The sequence below is a fragment of the Enterococcus sp. 2201sp1_2201st1_C11_2201SCRN_220225 genome, from assembly GCF_040925905.1.
Classification (GTDB): domain Bacteria; phylum Bacillota; class Bacilli; order Lactobacillales; family Enterococcaceae; genus Enterococcus_C; species Enterococcus_C asini_A.
Window position 1 is genome coordinate 1 of record NZ_JBCOJC010000042.1, and the last position, 20,189, is coordinate 20,189.

14 protein-coding genes are annotated in these 20,189 nt (G+C 40.9%); 1 reads left to right on the forward strand and 13 read right to left on the reverse strand.

What is annotated here, in order from left to right:
- Window positions 1–149: 149 nt before the first annotated feature.
- The 8 genes from mreC to AB5754_RS10480 form a co-directional block, all read right to left on the reverse strand.
- On the reverse strand, window positions 150–1,007 hold the full coding sequence (gene mreC, locus AB5754_RS10445) for a rod shape-determining protein MreC (protein ID WP_368251899.1): 858 nt from the start codon (window positions 1,005–1,007) through the stop codon (window positions 150–152).
- Between the two features lie 115 nt (window positions 1,008–1,122).
- The gene (locus AB5754_RS10450) at window positions 1,123–1,755 is read right to left on the reverse strand and encodes a thiamine diphosphokinase (RefSeq protein ID WP_368251898.1); all 633 of its coding nucleotides are present in this window, start codon (window positions 1,753–1,755) and stop codon (window positions 1,123–1,125) included.
- Window positions 1,752–2,405: a ribulose-phosphate 3-epimerase gene (gene rpe / locus AB5754_RS10455; protein WP_311834221.1), complete on the reverse strand. Its 654-nt coding sequence runs from the start codon at window positions 2,403–2,405 to the stop codon at window positions 1,752–1,754. Before rpe ends, AB5754_RS10450 begins: the two co-directional genes overlap by 4 nt.
- A 27-nt stretch (window positions 2,406–2,432) precedes the next feature.
- Window positions 2,433–3,314, reverse strand: a complete 882-nt coding sequence (rsgA, locus tag AB5754_RS10460) for a ribosome small subunit-dependent GTPase A (protein WP_368251897.1) — start codon at window positions 3,312–3,314, stop codon at window positions 2,433–2,435.
- A 171-nt stretch (window positions 3,315–3,485) separates the two neighbouring features.
- Window positions 3,486–4,709, reverse strand: coding sequence for a class C sortase (locus AB5754_RS10465; protein WP_368251896.1), 1,224 nt, complete (start codon window positions 4,707–4,709; stop codon window positions 3,486–3,488).
- A 138-nt stretch (window positions 4,710–4,847) separates the two neighbouring features.
- Window positions 4,848–6,791, reverse strand: a complete 1,944-nt coding sequence (locus AB5754_RS10470; protein ID WP_368251895.1) for a SpaH/EbpB family LPXTG-anchored major pilin — start codon at window positions 6,789–6,791, stop codon at window positions 4,848–4,850.
- The gene (locus tag AB5754_RS10475) at window positions 6,788–8,320 is read right to left on the reverse strand and encodes a SpaH/EbpB family LPXTG-anchored major pilin (protein WP_368259584.1); all 1,533 of its coding nucleotides are present in this window, start codon (window positions 8,318–8,320) and stop codon (window positions 6,788–6,790) included. The genes AB5754_RS10470 and AB5754_RS10475 overlap by 4 nt, the downstream gene beginning before the upstream one ends.
- A 1-nt stretch (window position 8,321) precedes the next feature.
- The gene (locus AB5754_RS10480; protein WP_368252400.1) at window positions 8,322–12,188 is read right to left on the reverse strand and encodes a SpaA isopeptide-forming pilin-related protein; all 3,867 of its coding nucleotides are present in this window, start codon (window positions 12,186–12,188) and stop codon (window positions 8,322–8,324) included.
- Window positions 12,189–13,055: 867 nt separating this feature from the next.
- On the opposite strand from AB5754_RS10480, the gene AB5754_RS10485 reads away from it, so the two are divergent.
- Window positions 13,056–14,576, forward strand: coding sequence for a helix-turn-helix domain-containing protein (locus AB5754_RS10485; RefSeq protein ID WP_368252399.1), 1,521 nt, complete (start codon window positions 13,056–13,058; stop codon window positions 14,574–14,576).
- Between the two features lie 36 nt (window positions 14,577–14,612).
- On the opposite strand, the gene pknB is transcribed toward AB5754_RS10485, so the two are convergent.
- From pknB to AB5754_RS10510, 5 genes are all read right to left on the reverse strand, one after another.
- Window positions 14,613–16,817: a Stk1 family PASTA domain-containing Ser/Thr kinase gene (gene pknB / locus AB5754_RS10490; RefSeq protein ID WP_368252398.1), complete on the reverse strand. Its 2,205-nt coding sequence runs from the start codon at window positions 16,815–16,817 to the stop codon at window positions 14,613–14,615.
- Window positions 16,814–17,554: a Stp1/IreP family PP2C-type Ser/Thr phosphatase gene (locus AB5754_RS10495; protein ID WP_368259585.1), complete on the reverse strand. Its 741-nt coding sequence runs from the start codon at window positions 17,552–17,554 to the stop codon at window positions 16,814–16,816. The genes pknB and AB5754_RS10495 overlap by 4 nt, the downstream gene beginning before the upstream one ends.
- A 16-nt stretch (window positions 17,555–17,570) precedes the next feature.
- Window positions 17,571–18,959, reverse strand: a complete 1,389-nt coding sequence (gene rsmB, locus AB5754_RS10500; protein ID WP_368251102.1) for a 16S rRNA (cytosine(967)-C(5))-methyltransferase RsmB — start codon at window positions 18,957–18,959, stop codon at window positions 17,571–17,573.
- A gap of 1 nt (window position 18,960) precedes the next feature.
- The gene (gene fmt, locus AB5754_RS10505; RefSeq protein WP_368251101.1) at window positions 18,961–19,905 is read right to left on the reverse strand and encodes a methionyl-tRNA formyltransferase; all 945 of its coding nucleotides are present in this window, start codon (window positions 19,903–19,905) and stop codon (window positions 18,961–18,963) included.
- Window positions 19,898–20,189, reverse strand: a 292-nt coding sequence (locus AB5754_RS10510) for a peptide deformylase (protein ID WP_368259586.1), incomplete at its 5' end; no start/stop codon positions are given. The genes AB5754_RS10510 and fmt, both read right to left, overlap by 8 nt.

Consider the following 20,189-nt stretch of genomic DNA (forward strand, 5'->3'; position numbering starts at 1 on the left):
CCATTAAGGCAATTAAAAACAAATGGGAATTTGCCACATAGACATTTTCTGTCACATTACTAAAAATCTGAGTTAATTGGGTATCTACTAACATCAGTAGAAATAACATAGGAGCGGCATAATAAGCCAAGTATTGCTTATCTTTCATGCTACTCCCCTCCCGCCGATCGTAATACCACGGTGACCACAGAGATGTCATACATCTGAGCGTAAGGTTTCACGTAAACATTTTTATCTAGACCAAAAGAATCCACCTTGGCTTCCACCACGGTCCCAATAGGCAAGTTAGCAGGAGAATTTCCTCCGAGACCGGAAGTTTGAACTACATCTCCGGCTTTCATTTCGGCTTCCCCTGTGAGCTGATCTACCACTAAGGTACCCGATTTTTCGTCATACTTGTTCAACAAACCAAAAGACTCTCCGCCTTCAGAGGAAATCCGCACTGGAAAATGATTAGTGGTTTGATTAGAAGAGGTCAATAACTCAACTTTGGCAGAAGCGAGGCTGACCTCAATCACCCGGCCGATTAATCCTTTTTGGGAAAGGACTGCCATATTATCCTCTAAGCCATCTTTGGAACCTTTGTCAATGACCAAAATATCTTGCCAAGAATCCGGAGAACGACTGATGACGTTGGCTGTCACTTTTTCAAAATCAGAAAGAGTTTCATTTAAGGCTAGTTCCTCTTTTAAAGCGGCAATTTCCCGGTCTTTGTTTTTATTTTGTTGGATTGCATTATCATAAGTATCTAGTTGGGCTTTCAACTGTTCATTTTCATGATATGTATCCAATAGACCTTCGACATCTTTCGCGCGGTTTTCCACAAACTTAATCGGCGCAGAAACCACCTTATCCATAATGGCCACACTATCATTGACCACAGATTGGACTAAACTAGGTTTCCCACCGGCAGTTCGTTTGGCCAATGTTAGACTAAGCATCGTCACCACAATAATTCCTAGGATCAAAGCGATGATAATATTTTTATTGGGATTAAACTTTTTCACAAGGACACCTCGACTGCATTTAGACTGTAGCTTTGATTTTACCACTCTTCCTAGACAAAACCTAGGCAAATCCCCAAGCAAGGGGGACTCTTAAGTTTTTTTTTCCATTCCTTCCTCAATCCCGACTTTGGATGAGGGCAATCACCCCTTCAGAAAAAGAAAAACCCGCTTTTTCTGTGACAAATTCATTGCTGGCATAGGAAGTTGGTACCTGCACTTTTTGTTTATGCAGCAAATATTTACTCTCGGTTAATGTCAAATCCGGTATCGGCGTTAGACAGCAATAAGCCAAATACTTCATTCCCGCTTCTCGCTGGACTTCATGGGTTCCCGGGCCGTAATAAACTAAGGAATTTTGACTATCTTCCAGACGAATCTGGCGCAGATAAGGTTGAAAGCGCGGCTCCAAGGCTAACCACAAATTAGCCAACAAATGATCCAAGCGTCCCCCGGTTGCCCCAATTAAAGTCACTTGAGCTGTAGGATCTTCTGCAAAAACTTGGCTTAAAGCCAGTTGAGTATCCGTATCGTCTTTTTCCGGCACTGAACGCTGGACTGCTTTTGCCCCGGTGAAAACTCGTTGTCGTTCCGCTTCATTTAAAGAGTCGAAATCCCCCACTGCCAAATCCAAGGGCAAGTTGCGCTCCAATAAATACAGTGCCCCTCGATCAATGCCCACATAGCGCTCAAACTCTCCGAAAACCGGCCAAAAATCCGGACTTCCTCCAGCGACTAAGAGCGTCTTCATCCTTCTAGCACATCTTTCAAAGCTTGAATCCGCCCAGCAGGATCTTGGGCATCATAGATATACGAGCCCGCCACAAAAACATCGGCCCCGGCATCCCGACAAGCCCCAATCGTTTCATGGGTCACGCCTCCATCCACTTCGATTTCATATTCGTAGCCGACAGTTTTTCGAATTTCTGCTAAAGCCGCTACTTTATCCAAACATTCCGGCAAGAAGCTTTGTCCGCCAAAACCTGGATTTACCGTCATCACCAAAACCATGTCCACCAAAGACAAAACTGGCTCAATAGCACTGACAGGCGTTCCCGGATTAATGGTCACCGCGGCTTTTACACCAAAGGATTTAATCAACTGTAACACCCGGTGAATATGGGGAGTAGCTTCCACATGGACATTAATGATATCTGCTCCCGCTTCCGCAAAAGCTTTCACGTAATTTTCCGGTTGCTCAATCATCAAATGACAATCCAAAGGCAATTTGGTAAAAGGTCGAATCGCCGCTACTACATTCGGCCCAAAGGTAATGTTTGGTACAAAATGTCCATCCATAATATCGACATGCAGTACATCTACATTGTTTTCTTCCACTAATTGAATATCCCGTTGTAAATTGGCAAAGTCTGCGCTTAAAATTGATGGTGCAATTTTCATCTTCTGCTCTTCCTTCCTGATTCTGCTTTATTTTTTCTTCTTATATACTGGGCGTCGGTTTTCGATTTCCTCTAAAAACTGTTGATAATCTTCATAGCGACTGGTGGCAATTTCACCAGTTGCCACCAGTCGTTTGACCTCACAATCTGGCTCTTTTATGTGCATGCACTCCCGAAATTTGCAATGAGGCGCAGCTGCCACAAATTCTGGAAACATGCGCGGCAATTCTTGACTTTCAATATTCAAAAAATCAATGGAGCTAAATCCCGGCGTATCCGCCACTAAACCGCCTGCAATCGGCAATAATTCAACGTGACGGGTAGTGTGTTTGCCCCGTCCTAATGATTCCGATATTTCTCCTGTAGCTAATGCTAACTCTGGCACTAATTTATTTAATAACGTCGATTTCCCCGCACCGGACTGCCCCATAAAAACCGTCAAGCCATTGGCAAAAATACGAAATAACTGCCGTTGATTGGCCTCTTGATCAGAAGAAGCAATCACTTGATAGCCGATTTTTTCATAACGCTCCTTGATTACATCGGCCAAGCTATTGTCCGGCATCAAATCCAGCTTGCTCAAATAAATGACAGGTTCAATTTCTTTATATTCCAAAGTTACTAAAAAACGATCTAAAAGATTAAAAGAAAAAGCTGGCTCTACCAAACTAATCACGATTACACCAGTATCCACATTGGCCACTGGGGGACGGACGAGTTCATTTTTCCGTGGCAAGATTTCCAATAAATAACCATCTGTGAGATTGCTACTTTCAAAAATCACTTGATCTCCCACTAAGGGCGTGATTTTACGATTCCGAAAATTCCCCCGGGCTCTCGTTTGATAAGTCGTTCCTTCTGATTCGATGTAATAAAAACCGCTCAAAGCCTTGCGAATCTGTCCTCTCATGGGCACACTCCTTTCAAGCAAACTGGCTTACCCAGACTTGCTACTTCCCGTTTATTCTATCATATTTTGTGGGTAAAAAAGAAAACAAGAGGAACCTTCTGGCGAAAGTCACCAGAAACCTCTTGTTTTCTTCATCGGGTTTTCATTTTCTCGTTCCCCTTGCGATAAAATTCACCCTTGAGGATATTTTACAAAAATCGGATAGTCATTACATTCCCCTTTAACCAAGGCACTCTTCTTCGTCAAAAGCAGTAAAAAGCGAGGTGCTTTTAGCTTCTTGACTTTAGCTTTCAATTGAAGCTCTTGTTGCGTAGCTTTTACTAAATACTTGCCCCCTAGTAAATCGGCAATCTCAAAAATACCATTGTCATCCGTCACAGCTTGAAGTGGCTGCCCATTGCGATAAATCGGCCGTTTGCCATTTTTGGTAAAAATACCAAAAGAAACTCCCGAAATCCGCTGGCCATTTCCATCTACCAATTGAAACTTCAATTGATAGCGGCGCCGATGAATCAACACACCCCGCAACCAAAAACCAATCAATGTCAGTAAGGCGAGAATTACTAACACCGCACCGCCAAGAATCAAAATCTGCTCCAGAAGTCGCTGTTTGTCCGACTTGTTAAGTTCATTTTTCATCTCTGGCACATAAGGAATTCGATGTCCCCGCACTAAGAGGCGATGGGTATTAATCATATAAGGCGTACAAGTCATCAATGTAATCAAGTCTTGCCCTTCAACAATCTGTAAGTCTTCTGTTTCTGTGGGTTCAATAGTCTTGATCTGATCCACTTCGTAGGCTAAGGTTTCGTTATTGATTTCAATGTAGAAATGATCCCCGGTTTCCAATTCCGGCAAATCCGTAAATAATTTGGCCTCTGGTAAACCCCGGTGAGCCGAAATCACACTGTGGGTATTCTCACCACCGGTAGGATAAGAAGTACCTTCTAGTAAAGTCGCCCCTTTGTTCAAAAAGACCTCAGTAGTACGATCAAAAATTGGTAGCTTCACATCAATTTTCGGAATACGAATTACCCCAATCGTATGGGTTTCATAATAATCCGGCGTCGGCTTTTCTTCTACTTCTTTACGCTCATCGGCAAAAGGGTCCGTGCCGGGATTGGTTCCTTCTTCGGCAATTTTTTTATTGCGGGCCTCTTGTTCTGCCTTAATTTTTTCCATAGCCGCTTCATTTTCTTGATTGGCCTTCTTTTGATAGTAAGAAATAATCTGCTGATCCACTACTTCATTGAGTTTGTCGCTGACCAAAGGATAGAAAAGTGCCACCACTCCCACGATTAATACCAAAATCATAATAATGTCCGCAATTAATCGCTTATGGAAACCATGCTTCGTCCCTGACTTTCTTTTGGACTTCTTTTCAGGTTCTTTCATCCTTGTCATCCCTTCTCTTTACACAAAAATGCCGACAGGACTCTTGGGCTTCTTCAAGCCAATGCCCTGCCGACATAAATCACTCCGTCCTAGAATTACTTTAGCATATTCCCACACGAAACCCTAGTTTTTTATCACTTATCCTTCGATTTGACGACGTCCTTTCGTGAAGTACAACACGGCCCCTGCCACTGCCACAACGCCGATGGCAACAAAGGCTACGATACCGAAACCACCGGTGGAAGGAAGGGAGCCTTTGTGTTTGTTAGGAACATCTGCTGGATCTACCAAAGTAGTCCCAGAACCATATGATCCTTCAGAAATTGTGAAAGGTGTTTCTGGATTAGCAGGCAACACGTAGCCTGTTGGCGCTACGGTTTCAATCAATGTGTATTGACCATACTCTAACCCTTTAACATCCACAATACCTGTATCAGCAACAGAAGTAAACGGCGTTGCAGAGGCTTTAGTAGTTGTCCAAGAAACTTCCTTATTGCTATCTACAATTAAATACTCTCTAGCAGTTCCTGATCCTTTGGCTACAATAAATGTAGCACCACTAAGTTTATTGGTAGTTGCATCTGCATCTACTTTTTCAAACCGTTTCCCACCAGTTTTGACCGTAACAATTTCTGAAGTATCAGTAGTGTGGCTAGTCGTTACACTAACACTGTTATCAAACCCGGTGTCTGGATTGGCAGCCGCATTTAGTTTCATTTGATATTTAAAGACTAACTTCGCTCCTGGTGTTAGATTAACAATATAATCTGGTGTAACTGCGACCGTAAAGCTATCCGTTGTTATGCTTCCAGTGCCAGCTGCATGAGTAATGGAATAGTTTTTAGTCCCTTCAGTACTAGTTTCCAGGATTTCCGTCTCTGTCCCCTCTTCATCTCGCATGACTAAGGAATAGGTACCTTCAATGAAACTCAATGCTTTGTCATGAGTATCCACTAATTCAAATTTTGTGTAATAGGGTTGATCATCAACTAATCTTCGAATCCCCATTGGAATATTGGTAGAAATCTCATAACCAATGGCTTCACCGATTCCATAACTATTTCCGCCCACTTTAACTTCGGCAATTTTCTTTTCAACAATACTGGTATCATTCTCAACCTCAAATTCTGCAGAGATTTTATCTGAAGAAATCGTAAATTCATAATCTTCTTTAATCAACCCGGCCTTTTCTGGTGCTGCGGTTTCGGTTAAAGTATAAGATCCATATTCAAAGCCAACAATACTCAACTCACCATCGGTTCCTGGTTCTTCTAAAATACCTTTTACGGCTTCCTTTGCCTCGCTCATTTTATATGTGTTTCCACTATAAAATTTAACCGCATCTGCTAAACTCCCCCAAGTAAACATCCCCTCGGCTGCTCCAGAAAGATATTGGGTCGCTTCTTCATCATCCAATCCCACTTTACGAGAAATGATGAATTCTGCTCCATTTAATGCTTCACCCTCCGCAGTACCTTTCTTATTAATAACTAAGGATCCGTCTGTTTCAACCACGTTTTTCGGGTACAGGTGAATCGTATCTAGTTCCTCATCAGTATACTCACCATCGGTCGTCATTTCATACACTGGAAAGGCAACAACCATTCTTTCACCTGCTGTCACACCTTCTTTTGGTTCTTCTACAATTAGATAGACAGCATCTTGTTTATCAGTTTTTTTAGCCACATTCCTAAAAGTAATGTTTCCGTCTTCATCAGTGGTATCCGTGAACTCAGGAGTTCCTAAACTTGTCTCATCTAATTTTTTAACTTCTTGTATAGCAAAGTCTTGAGCTGTTTTACCATCTTTTGCAATATAATTTTCGTAAAATACCGCCGTCACATTATAAACATTAAATCTCACATCAGGTAGAGGATCATAGTCATTAAACACCTCATCCATTTCTTTCCCTGTGTTTTGAATAAAGTCTCCAGGGAATTTTGTCATTTTTTTCTTGTGAATCATTAATGTTACGTCTTCAGCTGCCTCAACGTCGATTCCTTTTATTCCTCCAAGCCCTAAAAATAGAGGTAACACCATAATAATCCCCAATATGATTGTAACTAGTTTTCTTCGCCTCATTCTCGTTCACTCCCATTCTTTTTATTTTTTTGCCATAATGCGATTGCTACTCCCGCAATCAAAATGGCTCCCAACCAGATAAAACTACTATTTTTTGTTTCGCCTGTTTTTGGTAATGTTTTGCGAGTTACCGTTGGTGTTGTCGGTGTAGCTGGCGTTACTGGTTCGTCTGAAGTATCCGGTAGATCAGGACGTTCCGGTGTCTTCAAATTGACTACCTTCAGAATCCCCGTATCTCCTGCAGTATAACTATTCTCTGAAACAGTGAATTTCACTAACTCAGTGCCCAATTCATATCCTTTTGGTGCAACTGTTTCTTGCAAATAGTAATCGCCATAGGTCAAACCATTAATTTCAAATTGCCCTTTGTCACCCGAGGTTAATGTTACTAAGTTTTCATCCTTAGCATCTGTGGTCCACGCGTAACCAGTGGCGGTTTTACTTAAATATTCTTCTTTAGCATTGCGTACTTGGAATTTTGCTCCTGATAATACGATGGACTCATCTTCCAGGTCTACTTTGCTAAAGTGCATACCACCAGTTTTCACTTCCACTTCTTGGGTTATTTCCTCAAAATCAGTTACCAACCAAGCGTGATTTTTGAACGCATTGGTTTCTGTTTTTGTTTCTACTAATTGAGTTTGATATTGGAAGACAATCTCTTCACCAATATGCTCGTTCAAAGCTTCAAAATCCACGAAATTCACAGTAAACCCTGATTCAGTCTCTACTAGCTCATAAAGATGTGCTGCTGACTCGCCTGCGATTGTCACTTGTAAAGTACCCATTTGGTAAGCAAGTCCTGGATCAGCCTCATCACTTACCTCAAATTTTTGATACTTTTCAATATCAACGGGAACCTTAGTAGAGATTTCATAAGTTAAAATATCTCCAAATTGATAACTTCCTGCTTGATCAACGACAATTTTTTCAAAAGGTGGCTCTTCATGTACCTTCTCTTCATTCTTAGGGAACAAATGAATCGTGGAAAGTAGCTCTTCTCCTTCTGTGTATACCGGCAAGACAACCACCATATTTTTTGCCTTTGTCTCAATAACTTCTGGTGCTTGTGACTCGTGGAATAGATACACTTTATCTCGTCCCAAACCATCTGTAGCCGGAAGAGTAAAGCTCGCAGCACCCTTATCACCATTCACATCTGTTGCAGTAATTTGAGTAGCTAGAACAACTCCCAAATCATCGTCTGCTAACTGGCTCAGAGCCAATTGGGCTGCTTCAACAGTAGAACCACTACTGCGCATTTCATAAAATTTTTCCGTCATATCATAGACTTCAAATGTTACACCATTTAAGCCACGATATTCTTGTAATAAGTCTTGATGTTCCCCTGCTAGATTTCCCGTATTAGCAATCTCTTCTGGCATTTCTCCATTTGGAAAAGCAATTTTATGCAAGATGATATTTACGTCATTACTTTCTAGCTCAGCTCCATTTACACGATTTCCATTCATCGAGAAAATTGGTAGCAAGAGAAGCAGAAGGCTAAGGTATTTAAACATCTTTTTCATCTTACGCCACCTCCTGATCTTTGCGTTGAAGGAAGTATAAACCGGTTGACAAGAGTCCCAAGACCCCTATTGTGACAAAGAACATCGTACCGGATCCCCCGGTTGATGGTAAAGGAACTTTTTTCTTGTTGATAACGCTGAAAGAGATAGTGTTATTATCAGAACCTGTTGTTTTAATTGCTACAGCAAGTGGTAACCCAGATTCACTTTCTGTCTGCGTTGGATCATTTGTAACCTCATAGCCACTTACTGTTACATCACCTTGAGTTGAGATGATAATAGTAATTGATTCGCTTAGCCCAACAAAACCATCCGGTGATTTGGTCTCTGTTAATTGGTAAGTTCCAGGTTTCAAATTATTAAAAGTGAACGTGTCTGTTTCTGGATCATCAGTTTTCGGTACTTGTTGATTGACACCATTTCCGGTTAGTGTAAATACCGCACCTTTTAGTTTACCTTCAAGATCGTCTTCCTTATTCACGGTTAAGTCAAAGTCTTTGATAGTATTCATGATGTCTGTGAAAGAAATCTTGATAGTATCTCCCTTACTATCTACGATAATTTTTATATCTTGATCAAGATTGGTATTTTTTTCAAAAGTTGGGACACCGTGTTTACCAATCGTCAGTTTGCCAATATACCCAAGAGCTTTATAGCCTGCTGGCGCTTTTGTTTCGTATAAATCATAGGTGTCTTGAGCAAGGTTTTTTAATTGATGTAATCCTTCCGTAATTGTACTTTCAGAGAATGTCTCAATAATCGTTTCACCTTGTTGTAAGGTAAAGGTTGCTCCCACTAATGCTCCATCTGCTCCTTTTTTGTTTAAGCTAACTTCGATTGGTTTAAGAACGTTATTGATATCCGAAAAAGCAATTTTGATAGTGTCGCCCCTACTATCCACACTGACAGTCACATCCTGATCGATTTCACTATTTTTCTCAAATTTTGGAACACCATACCTATCAATCGTTAGCTTTCCGATACGCTGAAGTGCTTTATATCCTTCTGGGGCAACTGTTTCGTATAAGTCATAGACATCTGGAGTAACTTCAGTCAACTGGTATAAGCCTGTTGTATTTCCACTTTTCTTAAATGTCTCAACTATGTTGTCACCTTTTTTCAAGACAAAAGTTGCTCCATCTAGTGCTTCACCTGATCCTTTTTTGTTTAGTGTAATTTCAATTGGTTTGAGAGTGTTAGTTACACTTGGTAAAGGGCTCTCTTTATCACCTTCAAGTTTTTTAATAACGCCTTCTTCATCAACTCTAACTGTAATCGGAGACATTACCTCATGTCCTACTGGAGTTTTAATTTCGGTTAAAGTATAATCCCCCGGTACGACTGCTGTAAAAGTAACTTTCCCATCATCTTCAGTAATATTTGAGGTATACGTCCTTCCGTTACCCGTTAATGTAAACTGAGCACCTTCTAGCGTCTCTTCTGACGCATTAATTTTTGTGAATGAAACATCTTTCGGTGCTAGCTTCACTGACGGTACTGCATAATATTTATTAGTACCATCCCCATTTGCAAGATAAGTTGTTTTATTCGTTGGATAGAATTTACCATCTTGATAAGCCTCTTTTAGTGTCACTTTGTAGGTGATACGATATCCTTGCCTTCCTGAAGCATCACAACTCAAGTTGACATTATTAACTGTAATTTGGTTATTTTTGTCTGTCACTGTAATTTCGCTGTTAGGAGTAGTAGTACTTAAAACGCCATCATTTGATAGATTTAATCCTTGTTTTACTATGGTTGTTGAATCTAGATTTACATAATCACTCATTGGATCAATAATCGTAGCATTCGCAATTGTTGAAACCAAGTTAGCTACGGAATTCTTTAGTGCCGCTACCAAAGTATCGATAGAATTTGCATTAAAGGCTCCCTGAGGGCCTAAAGCGTCAACAACGTCATTAGCGTCTTTCCCGGTATGGAAACCAACTGAATAAAAGTATGATCCTGAGTATGCTCCCTCACTATATTTGTCATTTATAAAATCGATATTGGGTTTTTTACACTTTTCCACGTTATCTGGGTCATTACCGTTACCATTACCCCGTTTTCTACTTGAACTATATCTCAATATTCTATTGTTGTTTTCTCGTGTTTTAGAGGCACTCGCTAGACTATACTTATCATGTCCATCTCTGGTTTCTGGATAAAAAGTAGGTTCACCGTCAGTAATTGTTATCATTACTTTTTTAGCAGTCGATCTCGCCCCAGCAGTTCCATCATAGAGCAGTGTCAAGCCCGCATCCACTCCAATAAAAGTAGGTGTCCCACTACCAGATTGGTTTCCATTAGCAGGACTAGTAGTATACATAGTATGACTCGTAATATCTGATAAATCAGATGTAAATCCATCAGTAACAGTAGTAGAGTTTAAATCTGAGAATGAAGCAACTTCCGCACGAATGTCTCCAGTACCATTTGAAGAAAAGCTAACCATTCCTATCTGAATACGAGATTTTTTGAGCTCATTTTCCTTTAAAATACTTGATGTAAAAGAACTAACTGCACTCTTCAATTGGTTCCAACGAGTAGGATTATCCTTATTCATACTAGCAGACTTATCCAGCACCAGAACGATATCAATATCTTCTAATGGTCGAATCGCATCACCAATCGTATCTAATTGGACTTGGAATGAATTAGGCTCATTAACAATTGGCATTACTGTCTTCTTAGTATTAATGCGCCCCTTTTCCTCATTGCCATATTCGTGATAACCAGTAGTAAAATTTAATCCTTTCATACTCGTATCATAGAGTGGTATACCATCATCAGTGCCTTCCCCCTTACCATAATTGTAATTTTTAATATTATCTGACTGAGTGATGGCACTACCTGATTGGGAATGATTACTTGTTCCATGAATCGGATAGCTCCCAGTAGAATTTCCAATAGGGTAATATTTAAACGGATCTACCACAGCTGCTGTAGCTTGAACTCCTGATAAAGCTACAAGACCTTGAAACTGAGTTGGTCCTATAATTTCATTATCAAGCCCTTCTTCAACTTCCTGTTCAGGCTCTTCAGCTACTACTTCTGGATTTCCCGCTTCTTCAGTCCCAGTAGTATCAACAGGTACTTCTGTCCCACCTTCTATTTCTCCCTCAGAAGCTGGCGTTTCAGGCACCACTGGATTAGTTTCTTCCGGCTTTTCCGCCTCTACTGCTGGAATATTAAAGGTAACATTTGGTACATTTTCCAAAAGATTCACTGGCTCACTTGCAACAGTTGGTTGTACCTCAGCTTCTGCCTCAGTGGTAGAATCAGTCGTTACTGTTGCTGCCATTGTCATAGCTTCATTAATAGTTGGAACGGTCACAAGTTTTGGTGTTACCACCAGATTGCTGATTTGACGTGTCGTTACAAAAGAAATAGTAGTTTCTCCACTCATCGAACCCGTCACTTGTTCACTAAACCCGCCTTGAATGTATTCATCCCCATAGTTACTTTCAAAGACCATTTCCTGATTAGTTGATTGAATTTGTTCCGGTACTACTGACGATTCGCCTGCCACTAGATCCACCATAAAACGAGTTGGTGAATCATACGCTCCCTTTTTGAGACTGACTGTCCACTTAATCGTATCGTTGTCGACTAATTCATAAGCCATAGTTGCTGAACTACCATTCATTTCAAATAAATTTTTGGTAGTCTCATCTTGTGTGATTGCAATTGCAGCAATTCCACTAAACGCCATGACAAATACTTGTGCTAGCACTATGAATAGTCCAGACAAAGTGAACAGCTTTTTCCGTACTCTTTTCATTGTTTCCCCTCCCTTTTTGCGTAATAAAACAATGGTTAACTTAATAATACTTGTTTTTTTACACCCTGACAAAGCTCCTTTCATCAGTAACTTCTACCTAAATCAGTATATTAATCGCATTCCCATTATTTTATTTTTTATTTTTTGAAAGTTATTTTCAAAAAAATAATTTTTTACGAATTAATCAAAACTCATCTCCAAAAAAATTAAATTACATGTCTTTTTTTCTCAATAGATTCATTACGCGTGTTCTACAATGTTATAGAACGAATATTCTGATAATTATCGTATGTTTATTAATTTAATATTTTTCATCTTTAAAGATTTTCTATTTTATTTTCTTACTATTTTGAAAATCCCCGAAAAATATTTTTGTTCAAAAAAACGTAAAACATTCAATAAAATTAAATATTTCACAGCAAGCTTATTTCTCCCAAATCACAATCTCAATTTACGAATTTCGTCTTTCCTCACAACTCCTGCCCCTATAAAATTAGTTAAGAAGTTTTACTTCTCTAGAACACATTATAAATCACTCATTTTGCATAGTAGTCTTTAACCATCAATGACAAAATACTCCCTCAATCACATTTAAGAAAAAAGCCTTCAAATCCCTCGTTAAACGAAAAAACCAGTGTCATATTTTCAAAATCCAATTGCTTAACCGCCTCCTTTTTGCACCTGTCCGATAACATCTCAAAAATCAAAAACAAAAGTTACGCATCAAAGCTCATTTACATCTTACCATATTTTAATTTAAAGAGATACTTTTTCACCTACAAATCATTTTAAATAAAGCGCTATCACAGTCTCTTGTGCTTTATAAAGGCTTTTTCGAGCTTTTAAATAATCTCCTTCTAAAGTAATGAATCAATAAAAATGCGTATTTAATTAAAGCAAAGAAAGATTAGCGAAGAGAATTTCACTTTATTATCAGAGAGAGGCGAAAATATGCTTAATACACTACTTTTAGAAGACTCCATGGGACAAAAATTGGTGATTATGGAGTTTTTTTTGCAACAACCGGCTGGTAGTTATCCGATTAATACGGTCTGTAGTTGCTTAACCTTATCCCATGGAACAGCTGGTAGCTTACTAGCTGAAATTAACCGAGACCTTCAAGCCTTGTCCGGGTACACTTTTTTTGGACGTGATCGAAAAGTTATTTGGCAACCGGCTTTTTATCGCCACAATTGTTACATTCAGTATTTAGTTCGCACCTCGATCCCTTATCAGTTTGTCTTACAGACTTTGATGCAACCAGAAGAATCCTTTGATACTTTTTGCAATAAACTTTTTTTAAGCGAATCTACTATCCTGCGAAAATTACGCCCCCTAAAATTACTACTTCAGCGTTTTAATCTGAATTTGAGCGCGAAGAAAATGAAGATTACTGGATCAGAACTAGTACTGCGGATGTTTTACAGTACTTATCTCTGGCTAGGTAATCACGGTGAAGATCTTAATCAGGCTGCTCTCTCCTTACAAGATGAAGTTTGGTTTGCTCAAAAGTTAAACGAGGATTGTCACCATTTTATGCACACCAAAGAAATCTTCTTACATTTAGGTGTACAGCGCCTGCGTTATGAACAAGGTCATCTTTTAGATGAAGAAGCTTACCCAGTTTTACTGATTGATTCATTCCCACAGTCTTTATTAGCCTATACTCAAAAATTTATCGCTGAAAAAACTCAGCAAAAGCGCCATCAACTTAGTTTAAATTGTTTATTCTTATTGACTCCTTTGTATTTGGAAATGGACTTTCGAGGAAAAAAACTCCTGGAGTATTTTCTAGCTTTACCTGAAAAAAATTCACTTAGGCGATTGGTATTTGAATTTCAAGATTATTTTTTTACGGAAATCGTCGCTTTGAATGCCACAGAATATGAACACTTAAATCTTTGGCGGATAAATTTTTTAACCATTCTTTTGCGCTTTAATCTGATTGCTGGAGATATTCCCATGATTTCCGACTTAAGCCGCTACATCCCTCCAATCGAACGGCCTTTATTTGACCAACTCAAGCGGCAGCAAAAAATATTTTTCCAAAAAGTAGCCAAACGTCAAAGTTTCCCTTGGCTGTCCAAACATCTAAACGATTTTGTAGAAGACTGTACTTACGCTTTGTTTGCCAACTATAAAAATTGTTTCCAACGTTACTATCTAACCGTGGGGATCATCACTTCACCAGATCATTACATCCAGCAGATTTTGAATAATCTGATGCGCCAGTTTACATTTGTTAACATAGTTTTCACTACCGTTGATGATCCAAATGTAGATTTTTTCCTGACTACTTTTGAAGATCTTTTACCTCCTGATTGTGACAAACCTTATTTTCTGATTGATTTAACCCATGAAATTCATTGCCAAACCCAACTTTTCAATGCTTTATGGGAAGCTTATCACCAAAAAGCATTGAAACAAAAAAGAATTTTCCCTCAAAAATATCTACACCAAAAAAGCCTCTGACAACTTTGAAAATTGTCAGAGGTTTTTTATCTTTTATTAAGGAATGGTAATATTCGTATCCTCGGTAATCGTCTGCTCACCAATTGATCCATTATCCCGCTGATAATAAATTGTCGCACTTTCTCCTTCTGCGATTGAAACGGTAACCGTTCCAGTGTGTTGCTGGCTAGCAGATTTTAAAGTGAAGCTATCCACTTCTTTTTTATTTTTGTTCTTATGATCCACAATCCAAACTTTGATCTTTTGTTCTGGTAAATCTTCACCACTGCTGGTTTGGGTCCCCTCGGTGTCGTAGCTAGCAGAGTATCTCACCGTATAATCTGTAACTTCGGCTTCTGGTTCTTTGCCCTTTGAGACGACGAGTGACACGCTAGAACCAATGGCAACTTTACTGCCAGCTTCTGGGCTCGTAGAAATAACCTGGCCTTCAGGGACATCTTTAGAATACTCTTCTGTCGTATCTCCTTGGACCAATCCTTGCTCTGATAGATAGCTTTGGGCTTCACTCAGGCTTTTTCCTTTCAAACTTTCCAAGGTTAGCTCGCTTTGTCCGCGACTGATTACTAAGGTCACCACGGTATCACCGGGGATGACTTCTTTGCCGGCACCAGGGGATTGCTTCATAACAGTCCCGGCAGCATACTCACTGCTGTAATCTTCTTCGATTTTAATATGGTCTTCTGCAATGCCTTGCGTAGTTAAATCACTATAAGCATCTGCCTGATTCCAATTCAGATAGTTCTCCATGGTGATTGGTTCCACTCCATCAGAAATCACAAAGGTAACTTCTTGTTCTTCCGGGGTTACTTCGGTGCCAACTGCCGGCGTTTGAGAAATAATATCGCCTTTTTCTACAGTGTCATTGTATTCAGTAGTGGTGGAGAGGTTGCTTTCTTTAAAGCCTAATTTGATTAAAGCTGTTTGAGCTTCTTTATAGGTTTGGCCGCTATAATCGTCCATTGCAATTTTTTTACTACCCGAGCTTAAGTAAAGGGTGACTTCGGCTTTCTTTTTTACCACGTCTCCGATACCGGGATCGCTTTTGACTACCCGTCCTTCGTCAATTTCATCGCTGGGGATTTCTTTGACATCCACTGCCGGGGTCAAGCCTACTGCCGTTAATTTTTCTCGAGCGGCGGCTTCTGTCATATTTTCAAGGTTAGGCACAGTGATTTCCGATTGCCCCCCACCGAGGACAGCGTAAGCTAATCCTCCAGCAGCTGCTAAGATCAAAAAGAGAGGAATTAACCACCATTTTTTCTTTTTCTTAGGCTCAGGCTCTACTTCAGGTTCTGGAGTTGTCGCAGGTATTACTGGTGGAACTTCTTTTGGTGCAATTTCACTGGCTTCCACTGGAGTTAACACACGAGTCTCATCTAACATAGAATGAGGTTGCCAACGGGGTTCATTGAGCCGTTCTAGCAATAGTGCACTGGAGATGTCTTGATTCATCTCATCGGCGGTTTTGTAGCGATCGGCAGGGTCTTTGGCCGTAGCGTGTAAGACCACGTTTTCCAATGATTGCGGTACATTTGGATCATAGATGCGCACCGAGGGAATGTCTTCTTGAAAATGTTTTAAAGCGATGGTGACTGCCGATTCTCCATCAAAAGGTACTTTTCCGGTTAGCATTTCATAGAGGATAATCCCAATGGCGTAAAGATCGGACTGATTGGTGGCCATACTGCCTCGGGCTTGCTCTGGCGATAAGTAATGCACAGAGCCTAACATGGAATTGGTCTGAGTAATAGAAGTTTCCGATAAAGCGATGGCAATACCGAAATCCACGATTTTGACCACACCATCTTCATTGATCAAAATATTTTGCGGCTTTAAATCTCGGTGAATAATCCGATGATCATGGGCCAAAGCAATGGCGGATAAAATTTGTTCCATGATTTCTACTATAGTCAAATAAGGAATCGGATAGCGAGTCTGGATATAACGCTTCAAGTCCATCCCTTTCACGTATTCCATGACCAAATACTGCATGCCGTCTTCTTCACCCACATCATAAACCGAAACGATATTTGGATGAACCAGCTCTGTAACCGCTAAGGCTTCCCGTTGAAAACGGCGAATAGCAGCTTGATCGTTTTGAAAGTCAAAGCGTAATACTTTGACTGCCACTTCTCGATCCAAGATTAAATCTTGCGCTAAGTAGACATTCGCCATACCACCAGAACCGATATTGCCTACAATTAAGTAGCGACCACTGATTTTTTTGCCGATTTCGATCATTGCTCATGACCTCCTCGTTCACACAAAAGCACGGTGATATTATCCACGCCGCCTTGCTCATTGGCTCTTCGTATCAGTTCATCTGCTCGGTCAGCCAAGCTGTGACCATTCGCCAAAATTTCGGCAATTTCAGCTTCTGTGATCATATTGGTCAAACCATCTGAAGCAATCAGCAAAATATCTTCAGGAAAAGCAGCTACATCAGTCACATCCACAGCTACATCTCCGGGCATTCCCACAGAGCGGGTCAATACGTTTCGGCGAGGATGAGTAGCCGCCATTTCTTTGGTGATTTCTCCTTCGCGTACCAATTCATTGACCAAAGAATGGTCTTCTGTGAGTTGGTTCAAGCGACCTTGGCGCAAAAGATAGGCTCGGCTGTCTCCTACATGGGCGATAATATAATTCTTATCAAAAATACCGCTGGCTACAATGGTGGTACCCATGCCGGTAGTTTGCATTTGTTCTTGCCCTTTATTGTAAATCACTTGATTTTCCCTTTGAATCGTTTGGACTAACCAAGAAGCGGTTTTTTCTGGATCAGCTAAATCGGTTGTTTGCCACAAAGCACCGATGTCTTCTACGGTAGAACGGCTAGCTAAATCACCTGCTTGATGCCCACCCATACCATCGGCCAAAATCAACAATGGGATATTTGCTTGATTTTCAAAAGTTGCCGCAAAATCTTGATTGCTACTGCGTTTTTGTCCAATATCGGAACGAATTATGATTTCCATCTAATGGTTCACCTCGTTATACTTTCTTCAGACAGCTAATGAAAAAGCCATCGGTCATGAAACGTTGGGGATAAATAGTCAACAAGCCGTCTTGAATTTCTCCTTGCACCAATTCATTTGCGACAATTGGTTGCAATTCAAAATCAGGATGACTAGCTAAAAAGGCCGCCACTACCTCTTGGTTTTCTTCTGGAGTAATGGTACACGTACTGTACACTAAGAGTCCCCCTGATTTCAAGGTTGGTGCCACACTGTTTAAAATTGCCAACTGAATTTCTGGCAACCGCACAAAGTCTGCTGGTTGCTTCTGATATTTTAAATCCGGTTTTCGGCGCATTAATCCTAGACCAGAACAAGGGGCATCCACCAAAATCCGATCAAAATAATCAGGACGGAAATGTTCCCCCACTGTTCGCGCATCCAATTGTTCAGGATAAACCACATTTTCCACGTGGAGGCGTTGGGCGTTTTCCGCAATCAACTTCACTTTTTGCTTGTGAATATCTAAAGCCGTCACACTGCCACCCGCTTCTTCATTTAAGAAAGTTGCGATATGAGTGGTTTTCCCCCCAGGAGCGGCACAGGCGTCCAAGACTTCGCTGTCTGCTTGAACTTGTAAGACAGGGGCTACTAACATGGAGCTCTCATCTTGTACGGTAATCTTGCCGGCTTTAAAGAGACTGCTGCCCGCTAAAAAACCTTTTTTAGCCACAATCCCATAAGGTGAGACAAGACTTGCCACGGCTTCGATCCCTTCTTGGGCCAATGTTGCAATCGCCGACTCACGACTGATAAAGCGCGTATCCACTCGAGCAGATACATGGCTTGGCTCCAATAAAGAAAGCCCTAACTTGCGGGTTTCTTCTATGCCTAATTGATTCACAAGTTTTTCCGTTAACCATAATGGCATACTAATCTCGATAGCTAAGCGTTTTATGGGGTCAGAAATAGCCGTAACTTCAGGAACTCCTTGACGCTGCACATTGCGCAAAACACCATTGACAAACTTTGCAGCTCCCGGATTACCTCGGTATTTGGCGATTTCTACCGCTTCATTAATAACACCGTGATCCGGCACCTTATCCAAATAAAGCATTTGAAATAGTGAAAGCTGCAACAACAGTCGAACCCAGAGATCCACCTTTTTGCTTTTTTTCAAAAAAGGGGTTAAGTAGTAATCCAATAACAACTGACGCGCAATGGTGCCATAGAGAATCTCTGTTAGCAACCGACGATCCTTGTCACTTAATCGTCCTTGCTTCACCACTTCATTAATCAATAAATTGGAATAAGCGCCACCTTTAGCCACTCGCTCTAAAGCTTGTAGCGCTGCTAAACGAGCGGAACTTTCCAATGGATGATTTTTAGGACTGGTTTTTTTGGCGCTTTTTTTGGTTTCTGTCATCTTATTCTCCCAACTTTTGGCCCGCTGCGACACTTTGGCCTACGCCATTAAGAAACGCTTGAATTCCTTGTCGGCCTTTACCGGCTGGTTGCAATTCTTCAATGGCTAAAACGGAGCCTTCCCCACAAGCAACCCACAGTTCTTTTTTGTCTTTGCGGATGATTGTGCCCGGTGCTTCTGCAGTCGTCTCGGTTAATGGCCGCACGCTCCATAATTTCCAACGCACGCCTTGGTACATGGTAAAAGCGATTGGCCACGGCCGCATGCCCCGTACTTGGCAGTCGATTAACTCAGCGGTTTTAGTCCAATCCACGGCTTCTTGTTCCCGAGAAATATTAGGTGAAAACGTCACTTGATCTTCTGCCTGAGGTATTTTTTCCAATTCCCCAGCTAAGAGTTTGGGCAATGTTTCCAGTAATAAATCCCGACCTAATAGACTGAGTTTATCAAACATGGTGCCTACATCATCTTGTTTTGTAATCGGCAAAGAGGCTTGGCTGTAAATCGCCCCGGCATCCATTTTTTTGATCATTTCCATAATGGTAACCCCCGTTTGTGCATCCCCGTTCATAATGGCGTAATGCACCGGCGCACCACCGCGGTATTTGGGCAATAAGGAAGCATGGACATTAATTGCACCAAAGGGAGGTACTTGCAACAGCTTTTCTGGTAAAAATTGACCGAAAGCTGCCGTCACTAATAGATCCGGCGCTAATTCCGCAATTCTGTCCATTTCCCAAGAACCGCTGATTTTTTCCGGTTGTAATACTTCTAAGCCCAATTTTTCCGCCGCTACTTTGACTGGGGTTGGGGTAACGGTCTTTTTGCGCCCCACAGGCCGATCTGGTTGAGTCACCACCGCTAGAACTTCATAGCCTGCTTCAACCAAGCCTTCTAAAATTGGCACGGAAAAAGCGGGGGTACCCATAAATACAAGTTTAGTCATCGTGCTTCGCCTCCATATAGCTTTCTAACTTTTCTTCCGGAATTTGTTCAATCATCTTTTCTGTAAATAAAATTCCTTGTAAGTGATCGATTTCATGTTGAATGGCTCGGGCCAAATAATCATAGGCCACTAGCTCCATCTCGTCTCCTTCTCGATCATAGTAATGGACTACGATCTTTTGGGCGCGTTGGACAGTGCCGTAAACATGGGGAATACTTAAACAGCCTTCCACATCAATTGTTTTGCCAGTGGCTTTCACGATTTTAGGATTAATCAGTTCAATG

Coding starts and splice junctions, on each gene's coding strand:
- fmt (WP_368251101.1), bottom strand. CDS start 19,905: ATGACTAAACTTGTATTTATGGGTACCCCCGCTTTTTCCGTGCCAATT.
- rsmB (WP_368251102.1), bottom strand. CDS start 18,959: ATGACAGAAACCAAAAAAAGCGCCAAAAAAACCAGTCCTAAAAATCAT.
- rpe (WP_311834221.1), bottom strand. CDS start 2,405: ATGAAAATTGCACCATCAATTTTAAGCGCAGACTTTGCCAATTTACAA.
- AB5754_RS10470 (WP_368251895.1), bottom strand. CDS start 6,791: ATGAGGCGAAGAAAACTAGTTACAATCATATTGGGGATTATTATGGTG.
- AB5754_RS10475 (WP_368259584.1), bottom strand. CDS start 8,320: ATGAAAAAGATGTTTAAATACCTTAGCCTTCTGCTTCTCTTGCTACCA.
- AB5754_RS10480 (WP_368252400.1), bottom strand. CDS start 12,188: ATGAAAGGAGCTTTGTCAGGGTGTAAAAAAACAAGTATTATTAAGTTA.
- AB5754_RS10485 (WP_368252399.1), top strand. CDS start 13,056: ATGCTTAATACACTACTTTTAGAAGACTCCATGGGACAAAAATTGGTG.
- AB5754_RS10450 (WP_368251898.1), bottom strand. CDS start 1,755: ATGAAGACGCTCTTAGTCGCTGGAGGAAGTCCGGATTTTTGGCCGGTT.
- AB5754_RS10465 (WP_368251896.1), bottom strand. CDS start 4,709: ATGAAAGAACCTGAAAAGAAGTCCAAAAGAAAGTCAGGGACGAAGCAT.
- pknB (WP_368252398.1), bottom strand. CDS start 16,817: ATGATCGAAATCGGCAAAAAAATCAGTGGTCGCTACTTAATTGTAGGC.
- rsgA (WP_368251897.1), bottom strand. CDS start 3,314: ATGAGAGGACAGATTCGCAAGGCTTTGAGCGGTTTTTATTACATCGAA.
- AB5754_RS10495 (WP_368259585.1), bottom strand. CDS start 17,554: ATGGAAATCATAATTCGTTCCGATATTGGACAAAAACGCAGTAGCAAT.